This window comes from Nocardioides sp. Iso805N, from assembly GCF_000364605.1.
In the GTDB taxonomy this organism is placed as follows: domain Bacteria; phylum Actinomycetota; class Actinomycetes; order Propionibacteriales; family Nocardioidaceae; genus Nocardioides.
In genome coordinates this window covers 156,767-178,596 of record NZ_KB822580.1, presented here as the reverse complement: position 1 = coordinate 178,596, position 21,830 = coordinate 156,767, and the positions used below count along the sequence as shown (strand labels likewise).

At 69.8% G+C, this 21,830-nt stretch carries 16 protein-coding genes; 7 read left to right on the top strand and 9 right to left on the bottom strand.

Annotation, left to right across the window (positions count from 1 at the left end):
* Position 1: 1 nt before the first annotated feature.
* Positions 2-796, bottom strand: a complete 795-nt coding sequence (locus H036_RS0114680; protein WP_017935556.1) for an enoyl-CoA hydratase/isomerase family protein — start codon at positions 794-796, stop codon at positions 2-4.
* 40 nt (positions 797-836) lie between these two features.
* Between H036_RS0114680 and glgX the strand changes: the two genes are divergently transcribed.
* The gene (glgX, locus tag H036_RS0114675; RefSeq protein ID WP_017935555.1) at positions 837-3,035 is read left to right on the top strand and encodes a glycogen debranching protein GlgX; all 2,199 of its coding nucleotides are present in this window, start codon (positions 837-839) and stop codon (positions 3,033-3,035) included.
* Here the strand turns inward: glgX and glgP are convergent, their stop codons facing one another.
* Genes glgP through H036_RS0114655 form a run of 4 tightly spaced genes read right to left on the bottom strand, consistent with a single transcriptional unit; the run spans position 3,036 to position 7,104 of the window.
* Positions 3,036-5,648, bottom strand: a complete 2,613-nt coding sequence (gene glgP, locus H036_RS0114670; protein WP_017935554.1) for an alpha-glucan family phosphorylase — start codon at positions 5,646-5,648, stop codon at positions 3,036-3,038.
* A 48-nt stretch (positions 5,649-5,696) separates the two neighbouring features.
* A complete protein-coding gene (locus tag H036_RS0114665; protein WP_017935553.1) occupies positions 5,697-6,089 on the bottom strand; it encodes an arsenate reductase ArsC in 393 nt (130 codons plus the stop codon).
* On the bottom strand, positions 6,086-6,751 hold the full coding sequence (locus tag H036_RS0114660; protein ID WP_017935552.1) for an aquaporin: 666 nt from the start codon (positions 6,749-6,751) through the stop codon (positions 6,086-6,088). The genes H036_RS0114665 and H036_RS0114660 overlap by 4 nt, the downstream gene beginning before the upstream one ends.
* Positions 6,748-7,104, bottom strand: coding sequence for an ArsR/SmtB family transcription factor (locus tag H036_RS0114655; protein WP_017935551.1), 357 nt, complete (start codon positions 7,102-7,104; stop codon positions 6,748-6,750). The genes H036_RS0114660 and H036_RS0114655 overlap by 4 nt, the downstream gene beginning before the upstream one ends.
* 85 nt (positions 7,105-7,189) lie before the next feature.
* Here H036_RS0114655 and H036_RS0114650 point away from each other — a divergent pair, with 85 nt between their 5' ends.
* The 5 genes from H036_RS0114650 to H036_RS0114630 are packed head-to-tail and all read left to right on the top strand — an operon-like array spanning position 7,190 to position 15,438.
* The gene (locus H036_RS0114650; protein WP_017935550.1) at positions 7,190-9,163 is read left to right on the top strand and encodes an alpha-1,4-glucan--maltose-1-phosphate maltosyltransferase; all 1,974 of its coding nucleotides are present in this window, start codon (positions 7,190-7,192) and stop codon (positions 9,161-9,163) included.
* A gap of 23 nt (positions 9,164-9,186) precedes the next feature.
* Positions 9,187-10,905 (top strand): maltose alpha-D-glucosyltransferase, encoded by a 1,719-nt coding sequence (treS, locus tag H036_RS0114645; protein ID WP_036488633.1) that lies wholly within the window; start codon positions 9,187-9,189, stop codon positions 10,903-10,905.
* On the top strand, positions 10,902-12,428 hold the full coding sequence (locus H036_RS0114640) for a maltokinase N-terminal cap-like domain-containing protein (protein ID WP_017935548.1): 1,527 nt from the start codon (positions 10,902-10,904) through the stop codon (positions 12,426-12,428). Before treS ends, H036_RS0114640 begins: the two co-directional genes overlap by 4 nt.
* Before the next feature lie 14 nt (positions 12,429-12,442).
* Entirely contained in the window at positions 12,443-14,614 is a 2,172-nt protein-coding gene (gene glgB, locus H036_RS0114635; RefSeq protein ID WP_232421876.1) for a 1,4-alpha-glucan branching protein GlgB, read from the top strand.
* A 59-nt stretch (positions 14,615-14,673) separates the two neighbouring features.
* A complete protein-coding gene (locus H036_RS0114630; protein WP_017935546.1) occupies positions 14,674-15,438 on the top strand; it encodes an NUDIX hydrolase in 765 nt (254 codons plus the stop codon).
* 18 nt (positions 15,439-15,456) lie between these two features.
* Here the strand turns inward: H036_RS0114630 and H036_RS0114625 are convergent, their stop codons facing one another.
* Positions 15,457-16,374 carry an EamA family transporter gene (locus H036_RS0114625; RefSeq protein ID WP_017935545.1) on the bottom strand — a complete coding sequence of 306 codons (918 nt, stop codon included), beginning with the start codon at positions 16,372-16,374 and terminating at the stop codon, positions 15,457-15,459.
* Between the two features lie 72 nt (positions 16,375-16,446).
* On the opposite strand from H036_RS0114625, the gene H036_RS0114620 reads away from it, so the two are divergent.
* Positions 16,447-17,349: a LysR family transcriptional regulator gene (locus H036_RS0114620; RefSeq protein WP_017935544.1), complete on the top strand. Its 903-nt coding sequence runs from the start codon at positions 16,447-16,449 to the stop codon at positions 17,347-17,349.
* Positions 17,350-17,376: 27 nt separating this feature from the next.
* Here H036_RS0114620 and H036_RS0114615 read toward each other — a convergent pair whose 3' ends face one another.
* From H036_RS0114615 to meaB, 3 genes are all read right to left on the bottom strand, one after another.
* Positions 17,377-18,336, bottom strand: coding sequence for a tetratricopeptide repeat protein (locus H036_RS0114615; RefSeq protein WP_017935543.1), 960 nt, complete (start codon positions 18,334-18,336; stop codon positions 17,377-17,379).
* Between the two features lie 66 nt (positions 18,337-18,402).
* Entirely contained in the window at positions 18,403-20,727 is a 2,325-nt protein-coding gene (locus H036_RS0114610) for an arylsulfatase (RefSeq protein WP_157417408.1), read from the bottom strand.
* A 122-nt stretch (positions 20,728-20,849) separates the two neighbouring features.
* Positions 20,850-21,827 carry a methylmalonyl Co-A mutase-associated GTPase MeaB gene (gene meaB / locus H036_RS0114605; RefSeq protein WP_017935541.1) on the bottom strand — a complete coding sequence of 326 codons (978 nt, stop codon included), beginning with the start codon at positions 21,825-21,827 and terminating at the stop codon, positions 20,850-20,852.
* Positions 21,828-21,830 lie beyond the last annotated feature (3 nt).

The following is a 21,830-nucleotide window of genomic DNA, read 5'->3' as shown; positions in this document are numbered from 1 at the left end:
CTCAGCGCCCCTCGAAGGTCGCCTTGCCGGGCCCGTTCTCGACGAACGAGCGCATGCCGGTCCGGGCGTCCTCGGTGGCGAAGACCGCCGCGAACTGCTGCCGCTCGATCTCCAGGCCGGTCGCCAGATCCGTGGCGAGGCCGCGGTCGACCGCCTCCTTGGCGGCGCGCAGGGCGTACGGCGCACCCTTGGTGAACTGCTGCGCCCAAGCCAGCGCCTCGGCGTAGGGGTCCTCGACGACGCGGTCGGCCAATCCGATCGCCAACGCCTCCTCGGCGTCGACGAACCGCCCGGTGAGGATGATGTCCTTCGCCCTGCTCGGCCCGACCAGCCGGGCCAGCCGCTGGGTGCCGCCGGCACCAGGGATGATGCCGAGCAGCACCTCCGGCTGACCGAAGACGGCCCTCGGCGAGGCGAACCTCAGGTCGGCTGCCAGGGTCAGCTCGCAGCCGCCTCCGAGGGCGTAGCCGGTCACCGCGGCCACGGTCGGCTTGGGGATCTGCGCGATCGCGGTGATCGCCGCCTGCACCCCCGCCGACCGCTCGATCATCTCGGGATAGGACAGCGCGGCCATCTCCTTGACGTCGTTTCCGGCCGCAAGCAGCCGCTCCCCGCCGTACACGACGACGGCGCGGATCTCGGGACTCGCGGTCGCCTCCGCAGCGGCGGCTTGGAGCTCGGCCTGCACCTGGAAGCTGATCGCGTTCATCTTGGGCCGGTCCAGCCGCAGCGTTGCGACCCCGTCGGCCACCTCGAGGCGGACGAACTCCCCGGCGTACTCACCAGTACCAGTCATGTGAAGGACCCTAACGGGTGGATCGGCAAGAATACCGCGAGTGGAACCCGGTATCTGGAGCAAGCTCGGCGAGACCGCGACCGTGTGGCCAGGGCGCAACTGGCCCCTCGGCGCGGAGTGGAACGAGCAGTGGACGAACTTCGCGGTCTATGCACCGAACGCGACAGCGGTGTGGGTCTGTCTGTTCTCCGATGACGACGAGTCGGAGACTCGCTTCCAGCTGACCGAGCAGTCCCTGGGCATCTGGCACGGCCGCCTGCCCGACATCCGGCCCGGCCAGCGCTACGGCTATCGCGCCGACGGGCCGTGGGACCCGGCGCAGGGCCACCGGTTCAACATCGACAAGCTCCTGCTCGACCCGTACGCCCTGGCCACGGCCGGCACCATCCGCAACGAGCAGGCCCTGTTCGGCTACGACTGGGAAGACCCGTCGGAGCTCGACCCCACCGACTCCGCACCCGTGACCGGACGCTCGGTGGTGATCGATCCCGCCTTCGACTGGGAGGGCGAGACCCCGATGCGGATCCGGTGGCGCGACACGGTGCTCTACGAGCTGCACGTCAAGGGCTTCACCCAGCTGCACGACCGGGTGCCCGAGGAGCTGCGCGGCACCTACGCCGGGCTCGCCACCCCGGCTGTGATCGACTACCTCAAGGACCTCGGCATCACCGCGGTGGAGCTCCTGCCGGTGCACCAGTTCTTCTCCGAGCCGGCGCTGCTCGATCGCGGACTGGTGAACTACTGGGGCTACAACACCGTCTCCTACTTCGCGCCGGACGCCGGCTACAGCGCCTCCGGCGACCGCGGCGGCCAGGTCACCGAGTTCAAGCAGATGGTCAAGGCACTGCACCGCGCCGGGATCGAGGTCATCCTCGACGTGGTCTACAACCACACCGCCGAGGCCGGACCGCTCGGGCCGACGCTCTCCTTCCGCGGGCTGGACGATCGCGGGTTCTACAAGCGGGTGATCCCGCCGGTGCCTGCCGGTGGCGGCGACTTCGCCCCCGGCTTCGACGACACCTACTGGGACGTCACCGGCTGCGGCAACACCGTCAACACGTGGGACGACCTGGCCCTGCGGCTGATCCTGGACTCGCTGCGCTACTGGGTCACCGAGATGCACGTCGACGGCTTCCGCTTCGACCTCATGCCGGCCCTGTGTCGCACCGGCTACGAGATCGACTTCCACAACGCCCTGCTGATCGCGATCGGACAGGATCCGGTCCTTCGCCACGTCAAGTTGATCGCCGAGCCGTGGGACGCCTCGATGGACGGCTACCTGGTCGGGCGGATGCCGCCGCCGTGGGTGGAGTGGAACGACCAGTTCCGCGACACCATCCGGGACTACTGGCGCGGCCGGTCCGGTGGCGTCCGCAACGTCGCCACCCGGCTCGCCGGGTCCTCGGACCTCTACGCCGACGACGGCCGTTCGGCCTACAACTCGGTCAACTTCGTCACCGCGCACGACGGCTTCACGTTGCGCGACCTGGTCTCCTACGAGCACAAGCACAACGAGGCCAACGGCGAGGACAACCGCGACGGCAGCGACAACAACCGCTCGTGCAACCACGGCGTCGAGGGCGAGACCGACGACCCCGACATCAACGCACTGCGTCGTCGCCAGGCCGCGAACCTGATGGTCACGCTGTGCCTTGCCAACGGCGTACCGATGATCGTGGCGGGCGACGAGCGCGGCCGCACCCAGCGGGGCAACAACAACGCCTACTGCCAGGACAACGAGATCTCGTGGATCGACTGGCGCCCTGACCCCGTGCCCGAGGACGGCTACGCCGGGGCATGGCTGGACGTCTACGAGACCACCAAGACCGCGCTGCGCCTGCGGCGGCAGCATCCGGTCCTGCGGCAACGGCACTGGTTCGAGGGCAAGCCGACGATCGCCGGCGGCCCCAAGGACATCGTCTGGCTGCACCCGAGCGGCCGCGAGATGGCCGACGCGGACTGGGCCGACACCGAGCTCGCGATCGTCGGGGCGTTCATGTCCGGGTCGCCGTTGCGCTCCCCCGGCCCGCACGGTGAGCAGCAGATCGACAACTCGTTCCTGATGTGGAGCAACGCCGGCGACGACGCGGCTCAGGTCACGCTGCCGGTCAACGCGTGGGTGCACGCCGGCGAGGTGGTGCTCTCCACCGACCCGAACATCACCGCCGGCACCACCGTGACCGCAGGCGAGCGGCTCGACCTCGGGCCGAAGACCTACCTGGTGCTCCGCTCGGACTGATCAGGCGACCGCCACCACGCCCAGCTCCGCGACAGAGGCGAGGTGGGCGTTGCGCGGCACCACCCGGACCGTGTAGCCGAACGCGCCGGCCCGGTCCAGCACGACGGTGCCGGCGAAGCAGTAGCGCCCACCGTCGTAGGTCTCGGCCAGGTCGAGCGGCGTCACCGACGAGGCGACGATGCAGTCGTTGTCGTCGGTGCGCCCGTGCACCAGCTGCACCTCGACGTCGTCGGGCGTGAGCGCCCCCAACGCCACATACGCCCGTACGTCGAGGCTCGCCCCGACCTCCGGATGCCGCGGCGCGGTGCCCTCGACGTGCTCCACCCGCACGCTGCCCCAGGCAGCGCGCACGCGCCGCTTCCACGCCGCCAGCTCGCGTGCCCCACCGAAGGCGTCGTCCAGCGAGCGGTCCGTCAGCGAGCGCGCTTCCGCCGCGGCCGGGGCGTAGAGCTCGCGCACGTAGTCACGCACCATCCGGGTGGCCAGCACCTTGGGGCCGAGCGACTTCAGGGTGTGTCGCATCATCTCGACCCAGCGCACGGGCACACCGTCCTCACCCCGGTCGTAGAACCGCGGTGCGACCTCGTGCTCGATCAGGTCGTAGAGCGATGCGGCCTCGAGGTCGTCGCGCTTGTCGCTGTCCAGATCCGCCTGCCCCGAGCCCGTCGAGGGGTCGGCCGTCGGGATCGCCCAGCCGTTGTCGCCGTCGTACCACTCGTCCCACCAGCCGTCGAGGATGGAGAGGTTGAGGCCGCCGTTCAGCGCTGCCTTCATGCCCGAGGTGCCGCAGGCCTCATAGGGCCGCAACGGATTGTTCAGCCATACGTCACAGCCCGGGTAGAGGGGCTGCGCCATCCCGATGTCGTAGTTGGGCAGGTACACGATCCGATGCCGGATCGACGGGTCGTCAGCGAGCCGGACGATGTCCTGGATCAGCTTCTTGCCGCCGTCGTCAGCCGGATGCGCCTTGCCCGCGATGACCAACTGGACCGGCCGCTCCGGGTCGAGGAGGAGCCGCTTGAGCCGCTCCGTGTCGCGCAGCATCAGCGTCAGTCGCTTGTACGAGGCGGCCCGTCGCGCGAAGCCGATCGTGAGCACGTCCGGGTCGAGCGCCTGGTCGATCCAGGTGAGCTCGGCCGTCGCCAGGCCGCGCTTGCGGTAGGAGGCGTGCAACCGACGACGGGCGTCCTCGACCAGCCGCGCCCGCAGGGTGCGCTTGGTGTGGAACACCCGATCGGCCGGCACCTTGTCGACGGCGGCCCAGAACGCGTCGGTGTCGTCGCTGTCGGGGTCGGCGCCCTCGGCCTGGGCCAGCGCGAAGAACTCCCGCGCCACCCACGTCGGGGCGTGCACGCCGTTGGTGATCGAGCCGATCGGCACCTCGGCCTCGTCGAAGGCGGGCCACAGGCCGCTGAACATCTCCCGACTGACGTGGCCGTGCAGGCGCGAGACGCCGTTGGCGCGCTGTGCCAGTCGGAAGCCCATCACGGCCATGTTGAACACGCCGGGATCGCCGCCCTCGTAGTCCTCGCTGCCGAAGGCGAGCGCGCGCTCCAGCGGTACGCCGGGCACGGCGCCGGCACCGTCGGCGAAGTACTGCTCGATCAGCGTGCGCGGGAACCGGTCGATGCCCGCCGGCACGGGGGTGTGGGTGGTGAAGACCGTGGAGGCGCGGCCCACCTCCAGCGCGGTGTCGAAGTCCAGGCGCGGACCGTCCTCGGCCACCGTCAGCTCGCGGATCCGCTCCAGGCCGAGGAACCCGGCGTGGCCCTCGTTGGTGTGGAAGACCTCCGGCGCGGGCGCGCCCGTCAGCCGGCTGTAGACGCGCAGCGCGCGCACTCCCCCGACGCCGAGCAGGAGCTCCTGGCGCAGCCGGTGCTCGGAGTTTCCGCCGTACAGGCGATCGGTGACCTCACGCAGGGCCTCGCTGTTCTCCTCGACGTCGGCGTCGAGCATCAGCAGCGGCACCCTGCCGACCGAGGCGACCCAGATGCGGGCGGCGAGCGTCTGCCCGTCGGGCAGGCTGATCGTGATGGTGGCGCGGTTCCCGTCGGGCTCGCGCAGTGCAGCGATCGGCAGCCCCGCCGGATCGAGCACCGGGTAGGACTCCTGCTGCCAGCCCTCACGGGACAACGACTGACTGAAGTAGCCGTGCTTGTAGAGCAGGCCCACCCCGATCACCGGTACGCCGAGATCGCTGGCCGCCTTCAGGTGATCGCCGGCGAGGATGCCCAGGCCGCCGGAGTACTGCGGCAGCACCGCCGCCACGCCGAACTCCGGCGAGAAGTAGCCGATCGCCCTCGGACCATCGGCGGCCGAGCGCTGGTACCAGCGGTCCTCGGTCAGGTAGCGGTCCAGGTCCCGCTGCGCGTCGCCGAGCCGCTCGAGGAAGACCTCGTCGACGGCCAGCTCGTCCAGCCGGCTGCGGGAGACTTCGCCGAGCAGCCGGACCGGATCGTGCTCCACCTGCTCCCACAGCTGCCGTTCGACCCCGGCGAAGACATCCTGCGCCGGGCCGTGCCAGGACCAGCGCAGGTTGCCGGCAAGGGTGCCGAGCGCGGCGAGCGGCTCGGGAAGGACAGGACGGACCGTGAAACGACGGATCGCGCGCATACCTCGAAACTAACGCAGGATCCGCGCTTGTCGAGCCCCTAGGAACGGCTATCTCAACCCGGCCAGCAGCTGTCGCACCCGGATCCGGATCTCGTCGCGGATCGGCCGGACCTGCTCGAGCGCGAGTCCCGCGGGGTCGTCGAGCTGCCAGTCCTCGTAGCGCGTCCCCGGGAAGTAGGGACATTCGTCACCGCAGCCCATCGTGATCACGACATCGGCCTGCTGCACCGCCTGGTCGGTGATGACCTTCGGCTGCTCCTCCGCGATGTCGATGCCGACCTCGGCCATCGCAGCCACCGCCGTCGGGTTGATCTGCTCGGCCGGCAGCGATCCTGCTGAGAGCACGACGACCTGGTCGCCGCCGAGTGCTTGCAAGAAGCCTGCGGCCATCTGGGAGCGGCCGGCGTTGTGGACGCACACGAACAGCACGGTGGAGGTCATCGGGACTCCTGGGGGTGCAGGAAGCGGATCAGGCCCAGGGCGAGCACGCCGCCAACGACCTGGGCGAGCACGAACGGCAGCACACTGGCCGGTGCGATGCCGGCGAAGCTGTCGCTCAGCGACCTCGCGACCGTCACAGCCGGATTGGCGAAGGAGGTCGACGAGGTGAACCAGTACGCCGCGGCGATGTAGCCGCCCACCGCGATCGCCACCGACTCCAGCTGGGTGCGTCGCAACGCTCCGTGGATCACCAGCAGCAGCCCGACCGTGGCGACCACCTCGGCGAACAGGTGCGCCGCCGAGGCGCGGTGATGATCCGACACGCTGACCGCTGGCAGGTCGAACATCAGGTTGGCCGCGATCGCGCCCAGGCAGCCGCCGACCAGCTGGGCGAGCACCAGCAGCACCGCCTCGGCCAGCCACAGCCGACCCAGCGCCATCTCCACGACCGTCACGACGGGGTTGAACGCGGCCGAGACGGAGCCGAACGCGATGATCAGCGCGACCAGCACTGCGCCCGTGGCCAACGAGTTCTCCAGCAGCTGCAGGCCCACGTCGTCCGGGGAGAGCCGCTGCGCCATCACGCCCGAGCCGACGACGGCGGCCACGAGGAACGCGGTGCCGAGCAGCTCGGCCACCGCGCGACGGTAGAGGTAGCTCACGCGGGAACCGCGCCGAGCAGCGTCGCCAGGTCGCCCAGCGCCTCACGTCGTACGGCGTAGTAGACCCAGGTCCCGCGCTTGGTCCGCTCCAGCAGCCCGGCCTCGTGCAGCACCTTGAGGTGATGACTGATGGTCGGCTGGGAGAGGTCGAAGGCCTCGTTGAGATCGCACACGCAAGCCTGGCCGCCCTCGTGAGCGGCGACGAGGGAGAGCAGGCGCAGGCGGACCGGGTCGGCCAGCGCCTTGAGCAGCGGGGAGATCCGCTCGGCCGTCGCGGCGGTGATGGGTTCGCTGAGCAATGGCGAGCAGCAGGCCACCGTCTGGACCGGGGTCAGCTCGATCAACTTCGACACCTATCAATATTGACAGAGATCGATCTTGCAGGCGTCCGGGCCCGCCCCTCGCATGGTCGGACCCGGTTCTGGATAGTTTGGGTGCATGGTCGGACGCATCCCTGTCATGGACGTCATGCCCGTTGTCGACCTCTGCCGACAACCGGCGAAGGCGACGCGCGGTGAGCCGTTCCCGGTCCGCGCGACGGTCTTCCGGGAGGGTCACGACCGACTGGGCTGCGAGGTGATCGCCACCGACCCTGCGGGCAGGCCCCGCCCACCGGTGCGGATGAGCCTGACCGCGCCCGGGACGGACCGCTACGAGGCGTGGGTGACCCCCGATGTCGAGGGCGCCTGGACATTCGAGGTGCAGGCCTGGTCCGACCCGCTGGCGACCTGGCTGCACGATGCGCCGATCAAGATCGCAGCCGGCGTCGACGTCGACCTGATGTTCACCGAGGGCCGGCTGCTCCTCGAGCAGGTAGAGACCGACGACGAGACAGACCAGCAGATCGTGGAGAGCGCGCTCGATGCCTGCGGCGATCCGACTCGCCCGGTCGAGGCCCGGTTGGCCGCCATCACCTCCCCCGAGCTCGCCCGCGTGCTGCACCAGCACCCGATCCGTGAGCTCGTCAGCACCGAGGGCCCGTTCCCGGCGTACGCCGACCGCCCGCGAGCACTGTTCGGCAGCTGGTATGAGTTCTTCCCCCGGTCCGAGGGCGCCACCACCGACCCGAAGTCGGGCCGGCTGCGCAGCGGCACGTTCCGCACCGCGACCAAGCGATTGGACGCGGTCGCCGCGATGGGCTTCGACGTCCTCTACCTGCCGCCCATCCATCCGATCGGCGAGGTCAACCGCAAAGGCCCCAACAACGCAGTGATGAATCCGCCCGGCCCCGCTCCCGCGGCGTGGACCGGCAGCCCGTGGGCGATCGGCTCACGGCACGGCGGTCACGACGCCATCCATCCGGAGCTGGGCAGCTTCGACGACTTCGATGCCTTTGTGAGCCGCGCCGGGCAACTCGGCCTTGAGGTCGCGCTCGACCTGGCGTTGCAGTGCGCACCCGACCACCCCTGGGTGACCAGCCACCCGGAGTGGTTCACCACCCGCGCCGACGGCACGATCGCGTATGCGGAGAACCCGCCGAAGAAGTACCAGGACATCTACCCGGTCAACTTCGACAACGACCCGGAGGGCATCTTCGCCGAGGTGCTGCGGGTGGTCCGGCTGTGGATGGCCCACGGCGTACGGATCTTCCGGGTGGACAACCCGCACACCAAGCCGCTGGCATTCTGGGAGCGGCTGCTTGCCGAGATCCGCTCCACCGATCCGGACGTGCTCTTCCTCTCCGAGGCGTTCACCCGGCCGGCGATGATGCACGGGCTCGGAGCGATCGGGTACCACCAGTCCTACACGTACTTCACGTGGCGCACCGAGAAGACCGAGATCGAGGACTACCTACGAGAGGTGGCGACGGAGTCGGACCACCTCATGCGACCGAACTTCTTCGTCAACACCCCCGACATCCTGCACGCCTTCCTCCAGTACGGCGGGCCGGCGGCATTCAAGATCCGCGCCACCCTGGCGGCGATGGGTTCGCCCAGCTGGGGGGTCTACGCGGGTTACGAGCTGTTCGAGCACGTCGCGGTGCGGCCGGGCAGCGAGGAGTACCTCGACTCGGAGAAGTACCAGCTGCGCCCGCGGGACTGGGCTGCGGCGGACGCCGACCAGCGGACGCTCGCGCCGTACCTCACCCGACTCAACGAGCTGCGACGCGCGCACCCGGCGCTGCAGCTGCTGCGCAACATCACCGTGCACAGCACCGACGACGACCACGTCCTGTGCTTCTCGAAGACAGCGGGTCCCGACACCGTGATCGTGGTGATCAACCTCGACCCGCACGGAGCGCACGAGACGACCGTCCACCTCGATCCTGCCGAACTCGGAGTGGCGGGTGAGTACTACGCGGTCCATGACGAGATCAGCGGGCAGGATTGGACCTGGGGGCGGGACAACTACGTCCGCCTCGATCCCGGGCATGAATCCGCACACATCCTCACCGTCAGGAGCAGCCGTTGAGCGCCCAGTCCCTGCAGGCCTTCATGGGCGAGTCAGCCACCAGCCAGCCCGTGACGAACCAACCGGAGTGGTTCAAGACCGCCGTCTTCTACGAGGTCCTGGTCCGCTCGTTCAAGGACTCCAACGGCGACGGCACCGGTGACTTCCGCGGCCTGACCGAGAAGCTGGACTACCTGCAGTGGCTCGGGATCGACTGCCTGTGGCTGCCGCCGTTCTTCCCCAGCCCGCTGCGCGATGGCGGGTATGACGTCGCCGACTACACCGGTGTCCTGCCCGAGGTCGGCACCGTGGACGACTTCCACGAGTTCCTCGACGCCGCTCACGACCGCGGCATCCGGGTGATCATCGACTTCGTCATGAACCACACCAGCGACCAGCACCCGTGGTTCCAGGCCTCCCGCGAGGATCCGGAGGGCCCGTTCGGCGACTTCTACGTGTGGTCCGACTCCGACGAGCTCTACCAGGAGGCGCGGATCATCTTCGTCGACACCGAGCCGTCCAACTGGACGTGGGACCCGGTGCGGCAGCAGTACTTCTGGCACCGGTTCTTCGCCCACCAGCCCGACCTCAACTTCGACAACCCGGCCGTGCACGAAGCCATTTTGGACGCGCTGCGGTTCTGGCTCGACATGGGCATCGACGGCTTCCGCCTGGACGCCGTCCCGTATCTCTACGAGCGGCCCGGCACCAACGGCGAGAACCTGCCCGAGACGCACGAGATGCTCAAGCGGGTCCGCAAGATCGTCGACGACGAGTACCCCGACCGGGTGCTGCTGTGCGAGGCCAACCAGTGGCCGGCCGACGTGGTCGAGTACTTCGGCGACCCGGAGGTCGGCGGCGACGAGTGCCACATGGCCTTCCACTTCCCCGTGATGCCGCGCATCTTCATGGCCGTACGCCGCGAGTCCCGCTACCCGATCTCGGAGATCCTGGAGCAGACCCCGCCGATCCCGGCCGGCTGCCAGTGGGGCATCTTCCTGCGCAACCACGACGAGTTGACCCTCGAGATGGTCACCGACGAGGACCGCGACTACATGTGGGGCGAATATGCCAAGGACCCACGGATGAAGGCCAACATCGGCATCCGCCGACGGCTGGCGCCCCTGCTGGACAACGATCTCAACCAGATGGAGCTGTTCACCGCGCTCCTGCTCAGCCTGCCCGGCTCGCCCGTCCTCTACTACGGCGACGAGATCGGGATGGGCGACAACATCTGGCTGGGTGATCGCGACGGCGTACGCACGCCGATGCAGTGGTCCGGCGACCGCAACGCCGGCTTCTCCACCGCCAACCCGGGCAAGCTGGACCGTCCGCTGGTGATGGATCCGGTCTACGGCTTCCAGGCGGTCAACGTCGAGGCGCAGATGGAGGACCAGTCCTCGCTGCTGCGCTGGACCCAGCGGATGATCCACGCCCGCAAGCAGCATCCGGCGTTCGGCCTGGGTACCTTCCACGACCTGGGCGGCACCAACCCGTCGGTGCTGGCCTACAGCCGCGACCTGGAGCATCCCGACGGGCGCACCGAGGTGATCGTGTGCGTGAACAACCTGTCGCGCTTCCCCCAGCCGACCGAGATCGACCTGCGCCGCTTCGAGGGCAAGCAGCTGGTCGAGGTGCTGGGCGGGGTCTCCTTCCCCGTCATCGGCGAGCTTCCGTATCTCCTGACGCTGGGTGGGTACGGGTTCTATTGGTTCAGACTCGTCGATCCTGTCGAGCCGACCGAAGAGGGAGCGCTGCTGTGACCGACGTGCCGCCGAGCACTACCGAGACCGAGGCCGGCTCGGAGGGGATCGACCGCCAGGCCGAGACCCCCGCGCCGAGGAGGCTCGATCCGAAGGTATTCGTCGACTATCTGGGCCGCACCCGCTGGTTCGGCGGGAAGGGCCGCCCCTTCACCGTCGGCGACATCCTGGTGATCGGTGAGGTGCCGGGGCGGGTGGAGGACAGCCCGTACGTGGTGGTCCACCTCGTCGAGGTCCAGTATGGCGACGTCGACCCGTCCGCGGGCGCCGGGCAGGAGCCAGCGACCGAGCTCTACCAGATCCCGCTGGCGTTCTACGAGCACCCGCAGGGCCGCCTCGACCATGCCTTCGTCGGCTGGTGGGAGGACCCGGACTACGGCTGGGTGCACGCTTACGACGCGCTCCACGACCGCGAGGCGATGGCGTGTTGGCAGCGCGCCTTCCACGCCGCCAGCACCGGGCACATCGACCCCGACAGCGATCTGCAGTTCCACCGCCTGCCGGGACACGACCTGGACCTGGACGCTCACTCCGCGCTCTTCTCCGGGCACCAGTCGAACTCCTCGGTGGCGTATGGCGAGGACGCGATCATGAAGGTGTTCCGCAAGGTCACCCCAGGCGTGAACCCCGACATTCAGATCCACGAGGTGCTGACCAACGTCGGCAGCACCCACATCGCCGACCTCTACGGCTGGCTGGACGCCGTCGTCGATCTCGGAGAGGGACCGACCACCGTCCAGCTCGCGATGCTGCAGCGTTTCCTGCGCACGGCCAGCGACGGCTGGGACCTGGCCCTGGCCTCGGTGCGCAATCTCTTCGCCGAACCCGAGGTGCACGCCTCGGAGTCGGGCGGGGACTTCGCCGCCGAGGCGGCCCGGCTCGGCGAGGCACTGGCCGAGGTGCACCGCGACCTGGCCACGCACTTCCCCGTCGAGCGCCGCGGTCGCGATGCCGCTGTCGCACTCGCCGGTGCCATGCGGGCGCGACTGGAGAGCGCAATGGCAGCCGTCCCGGAGCTCGCGCCGTACGGCGAGGCTCTCGGCGCCGTGTTCGACCGGGTCGCCGAGCTGGACGAGCTGGACGTGCAACGGATCCACGGTGACCTCCACTTGGGGCAGACACTGCGCACCTCGCTGGGCTGGAAGATCGTCGACTTCGAGGGCGAGCCTGCCAAGCCGCTGGCCGAACGGCTGCTGCCCGACTCCCCCTGGCGCGACGTCGCGGGGATGCTGCGCTCCTTCGACTACGCCCCGCACGCGGTGCTGCACCAGCAGCCCGACATCAACCCGAGCAACGTCTCGGACCTCGAGGAGCAGCTCGCCAACCGGGCCAACGAGTGGGCCAACCGTGCCCGCAACCACTTCGTGGTGGCCTACGGCGGCGACCTGACCCCCGAGCAGCGCATCCTGCTCGACGCCTATGTCGCCGACAAGGCCGTGTACGAGACCGTCTACGAGGCGCGCAACCGACCCACCTGGATCGACATCCCGCTGGAGGCGGTCGCGCGGATCGGAGCTTCATGACCACCGTGCCCCTGATGCCCATTCCCACCGACGAGCTGGCCCGGATCGTGGCCGGCGAGCACCGCAGCCCCCACGGGGTCCTCGGTGCGCACCCCCATGCCGGCGGAGTCACCGTGCGCGCGCTCAAGCCACTGGCTGACGCAGTCGTGGTGCGGTGGCCCGACGGCGAGGCGGAGCTGACCCACGAGTACGACGGGATCTGGGCCGGCGTGCTGCCGCTCGCAGAGGTGCCCGACTACCGGCTCGCAGTGACCTACGCCGGCGAGGAGCACGTGGTCGACGATCCGTACCGGTTCCTGCCCAGCATCGGCGAGCTCGACCTGCATCTGTTCAACGAGGGCAGGCACGAGGAGCTGTGGCGCGCGATCGGCGCCCGGGTGCACCGTTACGACGGCCCGGCCGGACCGGTGAGCGGTACCTCGTTCACGGTCTGGGCGCCCAACGCGCGCGGCGTACGGCTCGAGGGGAGCTTCAACTCCTGGGACGGTCGCGCGCACCCGATGCGGATGCTGGCCGAGTCGGGGGTGTGGGAGATCTTCGTGCCCGACGTCGGCACGGGAGCGCACTACAAGTTCGTCGTCCTGGGTGCCGACGGACAGTGGTCCGAGCGGGCCGACCCGATGGCGACCTACGCCGAGGTGCCTCCGGCGACCTCGTCGGTGGTGTGGGAGTCGTCCTACACCTGGGACGACGAGGCGTGGCAGGCCAGCCGATCCCAGCGTCAGGGCGTCGACCAGCCGATGTCGGTCTACGAGGTGCACCTCGGCTCGTGGCGCCGCGGCCTGTCCTACCGCGACCTGGCCGAGGAGCTGGTCGGCTACGTCGCCGACCTGGGGTTCACCCATGTCGAGCTGATGCCGGTGATGCAACACCCCTACGGCGGCAGCTGGGGCTATCACGTGACCGGCTACTTCGCACCGGACAGCAGGTTCGGCACCCCTGACGACTTCAAGTACCTCGTCGACCGCCTGCACCAGGCCGGCATCGGTGTGATCCTGGACTGGGTCCCCGGCCATTTCGCCACCGACCCGTGGGCACTGGCTCGCTTCGACGGCACACCGCTGTACGAGCACCCGGACCCGCGCCGTGGCTGGCACGCCGAGTGGGGCTCGCACATCTTCGACTTCGGCCGCCACGAGGTCCGCAACTTCCTCTACTCCAACGCCGTCTACTGGCTCGAGGAGTTCCACGCCGACGGACTGCGGGTCGACGGCGTCGCTTCGATGCTCTACCTCGACTACGGCCGCAGCGAGGGCGAGTGGCTGCCCAACGAGCACGGCGGACGCGAGCACCTGGAGGCGGTGCAGTTCCTGCAGGAGATGAACGCGACCGCCTACAAGCGCTCCCCCGGCATCGTCACCATTGCCGAGGAGTCCACTGCCTGGCCCGGCGTCACGGGCCCGACAGATGCCGGCGGCCTCGGCTTCGGCTTCAAGTGGAACATGGGCTGGATGCACGACACGCTCTCCTACCTGCGTCACGATCCCGTGCACCGCTCCTACCACCATCACGAGATGACCTTCGGTCTGAGCTACGCGTGGACCGAGAACTACGTGCTGCCGCTCTCGCATGACGAAGTGGTGCACGGCAAGGGCTCGCTGCTGCGCAAGATGCCCGGCGACCGGTGGCAGCAGCTGGCCAACCTGCGCGCCTACCTGGGCTTCATGTGGGCGCACCCGGGCAAGCAGCTGCTCTTCATGGGTGCCGAGCTGGCCCAGGAGTCGGAGTGGGCCGAGTCGCGCGAGCTCGACTGGTGGCTGCTCGACCACCCCGAGCACCGCGGCGTCCAAGCCGTGGTGCGCGACCTCAACGCGCTCTACCAGGCCACCTCGGCGTTGTGGTCGCGTGACGACGAGCCGGAGAGCTTCGAGTGGCTGGTCGCCGACGACAGCGGCAACAACGTCTTCGCCTTCGTCCGGTACGGCGCCGGCGCCGCCGGGGAGGACGGCAAGCCGCTGGTCTGCATCGCCAACTTCTCCGCCGTCCCGCACCACGGCTATGTGCTCGGCATGCCGGCCGCCGGGGTATGGGAGGAGGTGCTCAACACCGACGCCGACGGATACGGCGGCTCGGGGGTGGGCAACCTGGGCTTGGTCGAGGCCGAGCCGGTGGCCTCGCACGGGCAGCCTGCCCGGGCCACGATCACCGTGCCACCGTTGGCCACGGTGTGGCTGCGGCGTACGTGACTCGCGGGCCGGCACGTGACCTCACCTCGGGGCTGGGCCTGCGCCGCTAAGGTGACGCCATGACCGACCAGCCGCTGACGACCGTCATGACCGTCGCAGACGGCGTCGCCCGGATCACCTGGTCGCCGGGTGAGCCGGTCGACGTGGTCAGGCGTGAGGTGGCGGCGGCACTGATGACGCACGCTCGCGTGGAGGCGCTGGTCGACCCCGACGACGTGTCCGGGCAGCGCATCGCGACCTGGTCCGGGATGCGACGCGAGGGCATCATGCGTGGGCTCACCATCGAGGGTGCGGCGAGCGATCGGATCGTCTACGCGCGTCTCGCCAGCGATCTTCCACTGCAGGAGCCCGAGGGCTTTCGCGCGATCCTGAACTCGTTCCTGCCGCGCAAGCGCGCGATCGGGCAGATGCTGATGCGCGACGGCGACGACCGGGTGCTGCTGTGCCAGCTCACCTACAAGCAGGACTGGGACCTGCCCGGCGGCGTGGTCGAGGTCAACGAGTCCCCGCGCCAAGGCGTGACGCGCGAGCTCGAGGAGGAGCTCGGGCTCACCATCGCCGCCGGCGAGCTGCTGCTCACCGACTGGCTGCCGCCGTGGAGCGGCTGGGAGGATGCGCTCTGCCTGGTCTTCGACGGCGGGGTGCACGATGCGTCGCTGCCCGAGCGGATGGTGCGCGAGGAGCGCGAGATCAGGTCGGTGGCGTTCAAGACCCTCGACGAGGTGCGAGAGCTCGCGGCGGACTTCACCACCCGGCGGATCGAGTCGGCGCTGGCGCGCGCCCACGGCCACGGATCGCCGTTCTCGGAGAGCGGTCGCTTCTAGGCTCCGCAGCCGCCGGGCTCACCGCGACGCCTTCACGCGCGCCGGCTGCAACCAGGCCACCGGGCGCCTTCCCGATCGCACCCGCAGCACCCCCTGCGCGACCAGCACGCCGACGATCAGCAGCGCGCCACCGGCGAGCTCGGCACCGTTCGGCACCTCTCCGCGCAACGGCCAGGCAGTCGCTGCAGCGACCACCGGGGCGAGCAGCACCCACGGCACCACGGCCGAGGACGGGTTGCGGGCGAGCAGGGTGTTGAAGATGCCGTAGCCGACCAGCGAGGCCAGCCCGGTGGTGTAGACGGTGGAGAGCCCGGCGTGCCAGCCGAACGCCTGGAGCCCCGCGCCCACGGCGTGCGGGCCGTCGAGGACCAGCGAGAGCGCCAGCAACGGCACGGGTACGACGAGGGCCGACCAGACCGTGAGCGACAGACCGCCGCCGGTGACCCGAGCGGCCCTGGCCACGACGTTGCCGATCGCCCACGACAGAGCGGCCGCCAAGCACAGCAGCAGCGCGCCGGCCGGCACGTGACCGCCGCGGCCGAACCCCACGATCAGCAGACCGACTGCGCCGAGCAGCACCCCGGCGACCTGCGCCGCCGACGGGCGCTCCCGCAGCGTGCCCGCCGCGAGCACCACGGTGAGGACCACCTGTGCCTGCAGCACCAGCGCCGCCAGCCCCGGCGGCATGCCTGCGTGCATCGAGGCGTAGAGGAAGCCGAACTGGCCCAGGCTCATGAAGATCCCGACCGCGGCCACCGTCCGCCACGGTGCCTGCGGCCGCGGCACCAGGAAGCAGGCCGGCAGGGCGACGAAGGTGAAGCGGATCGCCGCGAACAGGAAAGGTGGCACGCCGCCCATCCCCCAGTCGATCACCACGAAGTTGAAGCCCCACACGGAGGCGACCAGGGCGGCGAGGAGCGAGTCACGACGGCTCATGGTCCCATGGTGACGAACGAGACCTTGTAGCACCAGCGAATAGAACTGCACCAAATTCGGTAGCATCACTTCATGATCGATCTCGATGCGCTCGTCTCACTGCGAGCAGTCGCCACCCATGGCTCGGTCGTCGCCGCGGCTGAGGCCCTCGGCTTCACCCCAAGCGCCGTCTCTCAGCAGATCAAGCGGCTGGAGCGCAGCAGCGGCGTACCTGTGCTGGAGCGAGTGGGGCGGGGCGTGATGCTGACGCGGCACGGCCGTCACCTGGTCGAGCGCGGCACCCGCCTGCTCGCCGACCTCGAGGAGCTCGAGGCGGGTCTGCACCGCCAGGCCGAGACGGTGGCGGGCGACGTCAGGCTGACAGCGTTCTCCACGGCGATGCGCGGCCTGGTGGCGCCGACGCTGCCGCCGGTCCTCGACGCACACCCGACACTCGAGGTCGCGCTGACCGAGCGTGAGCCCTGGGACACGATCGACCTGGTCGCCCGCGGCGAGTCGGATCTCGGCCTGGTGCACAGCTGGGGCGACGTACCGCTCCAGATCCCCGACCATGTCGTCGCCACCCGGATCGGCACCGACCTGGCGGACGTGATCATGCGCGCGGACCACGCGCTCGCACGGCAACCTGCCGTCACACCCGCGGACCTGGTCGACGAGGGCTGGATCGCCACCCCGGACGGCACCATCTGCCGGCAGTGGCTCAACCGGATGTACGTCGGCACCGGTCGGCTGCCACGCATCGCGCACGTGGCGATGGAGTTCGACTCGCACCTTGCCCTGGTGCGCGCGGGGCTCGGCATCGCGCTGGTGCCGCGGCTGGGTCGGGCCGCACTGGCCACGGACCTTGTCGCCGTACCGGCCAAGGATCCGGTGCCGACCCGCAGCGTGCTGGCGCTGCACCGGCGCAGCATGACCGACTCCCCTGCCATCACCGCGCTGCTCGACGCGCTGCTCGCGGCCGGGGCAAGGTTCTGACCCCCAGGGGTCAAAACCGCCACAGACTCAGAAGAGCGCGGAAGCCAGCGCCTGCCGCCCCTTCAGCACGCGCGGATCCTCGTTCCCGACGGCGCCGAAGAGACCGATGAGGTGCTCGCGCGCCACGTTGCGCTCATCGCCGGCGGTGCGGGCGATCAGCCCGACGAGCCGGTTGAACGCGTCCTCGACGTGACCGCCGAGCAGGTCCAGGTCGGCGCAGAGCGTCTGCGCCTCGACATCGTCGGGGTTCGCGGCCGCCGCGGCGCGCGCGGCGTTGAGGTCGACGCCGCGGGTGCGCTGCAGCACCTTCGCCATCGCCAGGCCGGCAGCGGCCTCGGTGTCGGCCGGGTTGGCGTCGACGAGCTTCTGGTACTCCGCGACGGCCTTGTCGATGTCGCCCTCGCCGAGCGCCTCCTGCGCGGCGGCGTAGCGCGGGTCCAGACCCTCGTCCTCGCCCTCGGCGGCTTCGGCGCGACGCGGCTGGTGCCGCCCGCTGAGGCCCGAGACCGTCAGCTGCTGGGAGACCTGGGTGAGCATGGTCCGCAGCTCCTCGATCGGGACGATGTCCTGCAGCAGCGGCTGCGGCCGCCCGTCGATGACGCCGACGACCAGCGGGATCGAGGGGATCTGCATCGCCTGGGCGATCTCCGGCGCCGCGTCGATGTCCACCAGGCCGACGAGGAAGCGGCCCTCGAACTCGTCGGACAGCTGCCGGAGGTCCTGCGCCATCGTCACGGATTCGGGCATCCGAGTGGCCGAGTAGAAGACCAGGAGCACCGGGGCGGTCATTGACGCCTCGAGGGTCGACTGGAAGTTGTCGCGGTTCATCTCCACGCTGTACGCCGAACCGCCGCCCGCGGCCGTGCCCGCAGCGGTGCCGCTGCCCTCGCCGGCACCGAGGGGTGCCCCAGCGGCCGGCTGTTGCGCGGGGCGCTTGAGGGCGCCGAGGTCGATCGCTCCGGGACGGGAGAAGGGCTGCTGCGTCATGGCCCCGATTCTAGGGGCGGCACCCGCCGGATCGGACCCGGGCCCGGGCCCGATCCGGAGCCGGTGTCAGTCGCGGGACATGGCGGCGTGGAAGTCGCGTTCGCGGTCGAGGTACTGGTCGTCGCCGACGTTGATCTCGACCACGCGGATCCGGCCGCCGGTGAAGGCGAACGGGGCGGAGTACTCCTTCGAGACCGGGTCGGCCGAATCGCGGCCCACGCTCAGCCCCTCACCGCAGAGCGCGAAGTGACCCGGTTGGGTCTTCCAGGGCGCCTTGGCGACCGCCGCGTCGTCGACGTAGAGGGTGACGGTTCCGATGGCCTCGCCGTGCTCGCCGTGACTCTCCTTCTGGAACTCCACGCCGAGTACGTGCGCGCCGGTGGTGAGCTCGTCGGGCGAGGAGATCTGCTGCTCCGGCGGGATGCCGAGGAAGTTGTAGGCGTACCAGAGGCGGCGTTCCTTCACGAAGAGGCTGTGTCCGCCGAAGCGGGCCCCGTTGGCGAGCAGCACGCCTTGCGCGTCGGCATCGGCGATGTCGACCTGGGCGAGGATCTTGAACGACCGTCCCCGGATCTCGGCGGCGGCGAACTCGGGCACCGGGGACGTGTTCGCGTAGTAGCGGTAGACGCCGCCCGGCGGGATGGCGGCGACCGGCATCTCCTTGACCAGATCCTCCAGCGACCGGTTGTCGATCGGCAGGACGTCGTACTTGCCGGCCTCGACGTACCAGAGGTTCACCAGCTCCTTGACCTTGTCGGCGTGCTCGGCCGCGAGATCGTGGGACTCGGAACGGTCGACCTCGGTGTGGTAGAGCTCCCAGGTGTCGTTGAGAAGGTCCGACGCCGTGCCGCCCTGCTGCGGCGCCCGCTGAGCGACCACGTGCCAGCCCTCGTGCCAGAGCGCGCGGGTGCCCATCATCTCGTAGTACTGGATGTGCTTCTCGGTCGGACCGTCGGCCTCGAAGGAGTACTTCATCGACACACCCGGCAGCGGCGTCTGGGCGTAGCCCAGCACCTGGTCAGGCATCTGGAGCCCGATGCACTCCAGGATCGTCGGCACGATGTCGACGGCATGGTGGTACTGGTTGCGCACCTCGCCGCGAGCCTCGATCCCGTTCGGCCAGGAGATGACCAGCGGGTCGGCGACGCCGCCCTGGTAGGTGTAGCGCTTGAACATCTTGAACGGCGTCGAGAACGCGGTGGCCCACCCGGTCGGGTAGTGGTTGTAGGTGTCCGGGGAGCCGAGCTGTTCGATCATCGCCAGGTTCTGCTCGGGGTCTTCGGGATAGGCGTTGAAGTACTTGTTCTCGTTGACACTGCCGTCCGGGGTGCCCTCGCCCGAGGCGCCGTTGTCGGCGGCGTACATGACGACGGTGTTGTCGAGCTGCCCGGTCTCCTCGAGGTAGTCGATGATCCGACCGACCTGGGCGTCGGTGTACTCCGAGAACCCTGCGTAGACCTCCGCCATCCGCGCGAAGAGTCGCTTCTCGTCGTCGGTCAGGGACTCCCACGGCTTGACGTGGTCCATCGCCATCGCGGCCTCGCCAGGCAGCGGGTTGATGTCGGTCAGCGCCGTGTCCTCGGGCAGGATGCCGCGCTCGACCATGCGCGGCAGCACCCACTCGCGGTAGGCCTCGTAACCGTCGTCGAACTGGCCTGCGTACTTGGCGATGTAGTCCTCGGGGGCGTGGTGCGGTGCGTGGTTGGCACCCGGGCAGAACCAGAGGTACCACGGCTTGTCGGGTGCCGACGTCTTGCTGTCGGCGATGTAGGAGATCGCCTTGTCTGCCAGGTCCTTGGACAGGTGGTAGCCCTCTTCGGGCAGGGCGGGCTGGTCGACGTAGTGGTTGTCCTCGACCAGCGTCGGATACCAGTTGTTGGTCTCCCCACCGATGAAGCCGTAGTAGCGATCGAATCCGCGAGCCAGCGGCCAGTTGCGACGCGTCGCACCCACGGCCCACTCATCCAGCGGCACGTTGTGGTTCTTGCCCACCCAGAACGTGTTGTAGCCGTTCTCCCGGAGCACCTCGCCGATGGTCGCGTTCTCCATCGGGATGTGGCCGGTGTGCCCCGGGAAGCCCTGGGCGCCCTCGGCGATCTGCGCGAAGCCGTTCTGGTGGTGGTTGCGTCCGGTCAGAAGGCACGAGCGCGTCGGCGAGCACAGCGCAGTGGTGTGCCACTGCGTGTACGTGAGTCCGTTGTCCGCGAGTCGCTGCATCGTCGGCATGTTGATCCGGCCCCCGTATGGCGACCAGGCCGCCAGGCCGGTGTCGTCGTAGAGGACCACCAGCACGTTCGGCGCCCCCTCCGGGGCGGGCGACTCTCGGAACGGCGTCCAGTCCGGGACCGAGTCCCGCACGTCGAGATTCACAACTCCGTTGAACTTGGTCACGGCCACTCCTGGATCCGAGGCAGGCTCACCCCTGGGCGAGCAGATGCCTCGACGATGCCGCCGGGCGTGCCGTGAACGGCTCACCCGATTCCGGCGACGAGGGCGAACTGCGCCCGATCCCGTCAGCCGATCAGCTCGTCCGCGGCCGCATAGGGGTCCAGAACACCACCGGCCACGGCCGCGGCGAGCTCGTCGAGCCGGTCGCTACCTTGCACCTGCCAGCGTGCCCTCAGCGCGGCCACGGCGATCGCCTCGATCTCCTCCCGGGCCCGCCGAGCGCGCCGAGCCGTCAGGGCGCCGGACTCCTCCAGCCAGGCACGGTGCTTCTCCAAGGCTGCGGCGAGCTCGTCGAGGCCGTCGCGGCTCTGCGCCGTGATCGCCAGCACCGGCGGGCGCCAGGCGCCCTCGGGCCGGGTACCGAGCGCGAGCATGCTGCGCAGGTCTCGGCGTACCTTCGCGGCGCCGTCGCGATCGGCTTTGTTGACCGCGTAGAGGTCGCCGATCTCGAGGATGCCCGCCTTGGCCGCCTGGATGCCGTCGCCCATGCCCGGGGCGAGCAGGACCACCGTGGTGTCGGCCAGGCCCGCTATCTCCACCTCCGACTGCCCCACGCCGACGGTCTCCACCAGCACCACGTCGAAGCCGGCGCCGTCGAGCACCCGGATGGCCTGAGGCGTGCTCCAGGACAGCCCGCCGAGATGGCCGCGCGAGGCCATCGAGCGGATGTAGACGCCCGGATCCGAGGCGTGCTCCGTCATCCGGATCCGGTCGCCGAGCAGCGCGCCGCCGGAGAACGGCGAGGACGGGTCGACCGCGAGCACGCCCACGCGCTTGCCGCTCTGCCGCAGCTCGCGGACCAGGGCACTGGTGGTCGTCGACTTCCCCACGCCAGGGGCACCGGTCAGGCCGATGACGTGGGCATGGCCGACGTACGGCGAGAGCGCCGCCATCACCTCCCGCAGCGTCTGACTCGCCACTCCGGACGCGTCCTCGACCAGGGAGATCAAACGGGCGACCGCCCGCGCCGAACCCGGGTGCCCGGGTCCCTCGCGGGCGGCCTCCACGAGGTCGACGACCTCGATGCTCCTGCGTGCCGACATCGG

Bases quoted from the DNA above. Each gene is read 5' to 3' on its own strand.
- H036_RS0114665 (WP_017935553.1), bottom strand. From the start codon at position 6,089: ATGACCTCCACCGTGCTGTTCGTGTGCGTCCACAACGCCGGCCGCTCC.
- H036_RS0114630 (WP_017935546.1), top strand. From the start codon at position 14,674: ATGACCGACCAGCCGCTGACGACCGTCATGACCGTCGCAGACGGCGTC.
- H036_RS0114680 (WP_017935556.1), bottom strand. From the start codon at position 796: ATGACTGGTACTGGTGAGTACGCCGGGGAGTTCGTCCGCCTCGAGGTG.
- glgB (WP_232421876.1), top strand. From the start codon at position 12,443: ATGCCCATTCCCACCGACGAGCTGGCCCGGATCGTGGCCGGCGAGCAC.
- glgP (WP_017935554.1), bottom strand. From the start codon at position 5,648: ATGCGCGCGATCCGTCGTTTCACGGTCCGTCCTGTCCTTCCCGAGCCG.
- H036_RS0114650 (WP_017935550.1), top strand. From the start codon at position 7,190: ATGGTCGGACGCATCCCTGTCATGGACGTCATGCCCGTTGTCGACCTC.
- H036_RS0114615 (WP_017935543.1), bottom strand. From the start codon at position 18,336: ATGACGCAGCAGCCCTTCTCCCGTCCCGGAGCGATCGACCTCGGCGCC.
- treS (WP_036488633.1), top strand. From the start codon at position 9,187: ATGGGCGAGTCAGCCACCAGCCAGCCCGTGACGAACCAACCGGAGTGG.
- meaB (WP_017935541.1), bottom strand. From the start codon at position 21,827: ATGTCGGCACGCAGGAGCATCGAGGTCGTCGACCTCGTGGAGGCCGCC.
- H036_RS0114620 (WP_017935544.1), top strand. From the start codon at position 16,447: ATGATCGATCTCGATGCGCTCGTCTCACTGCGAGCAGTCGCCACCCAT.
- H036_RS0114625 (WP_017935545.1), bottom strand. From the start codon at position 16,374: ATGAGCCGTCGTGACTCGCTCCTCGCCGCCCTGGTCGCCTCCGTGTGG.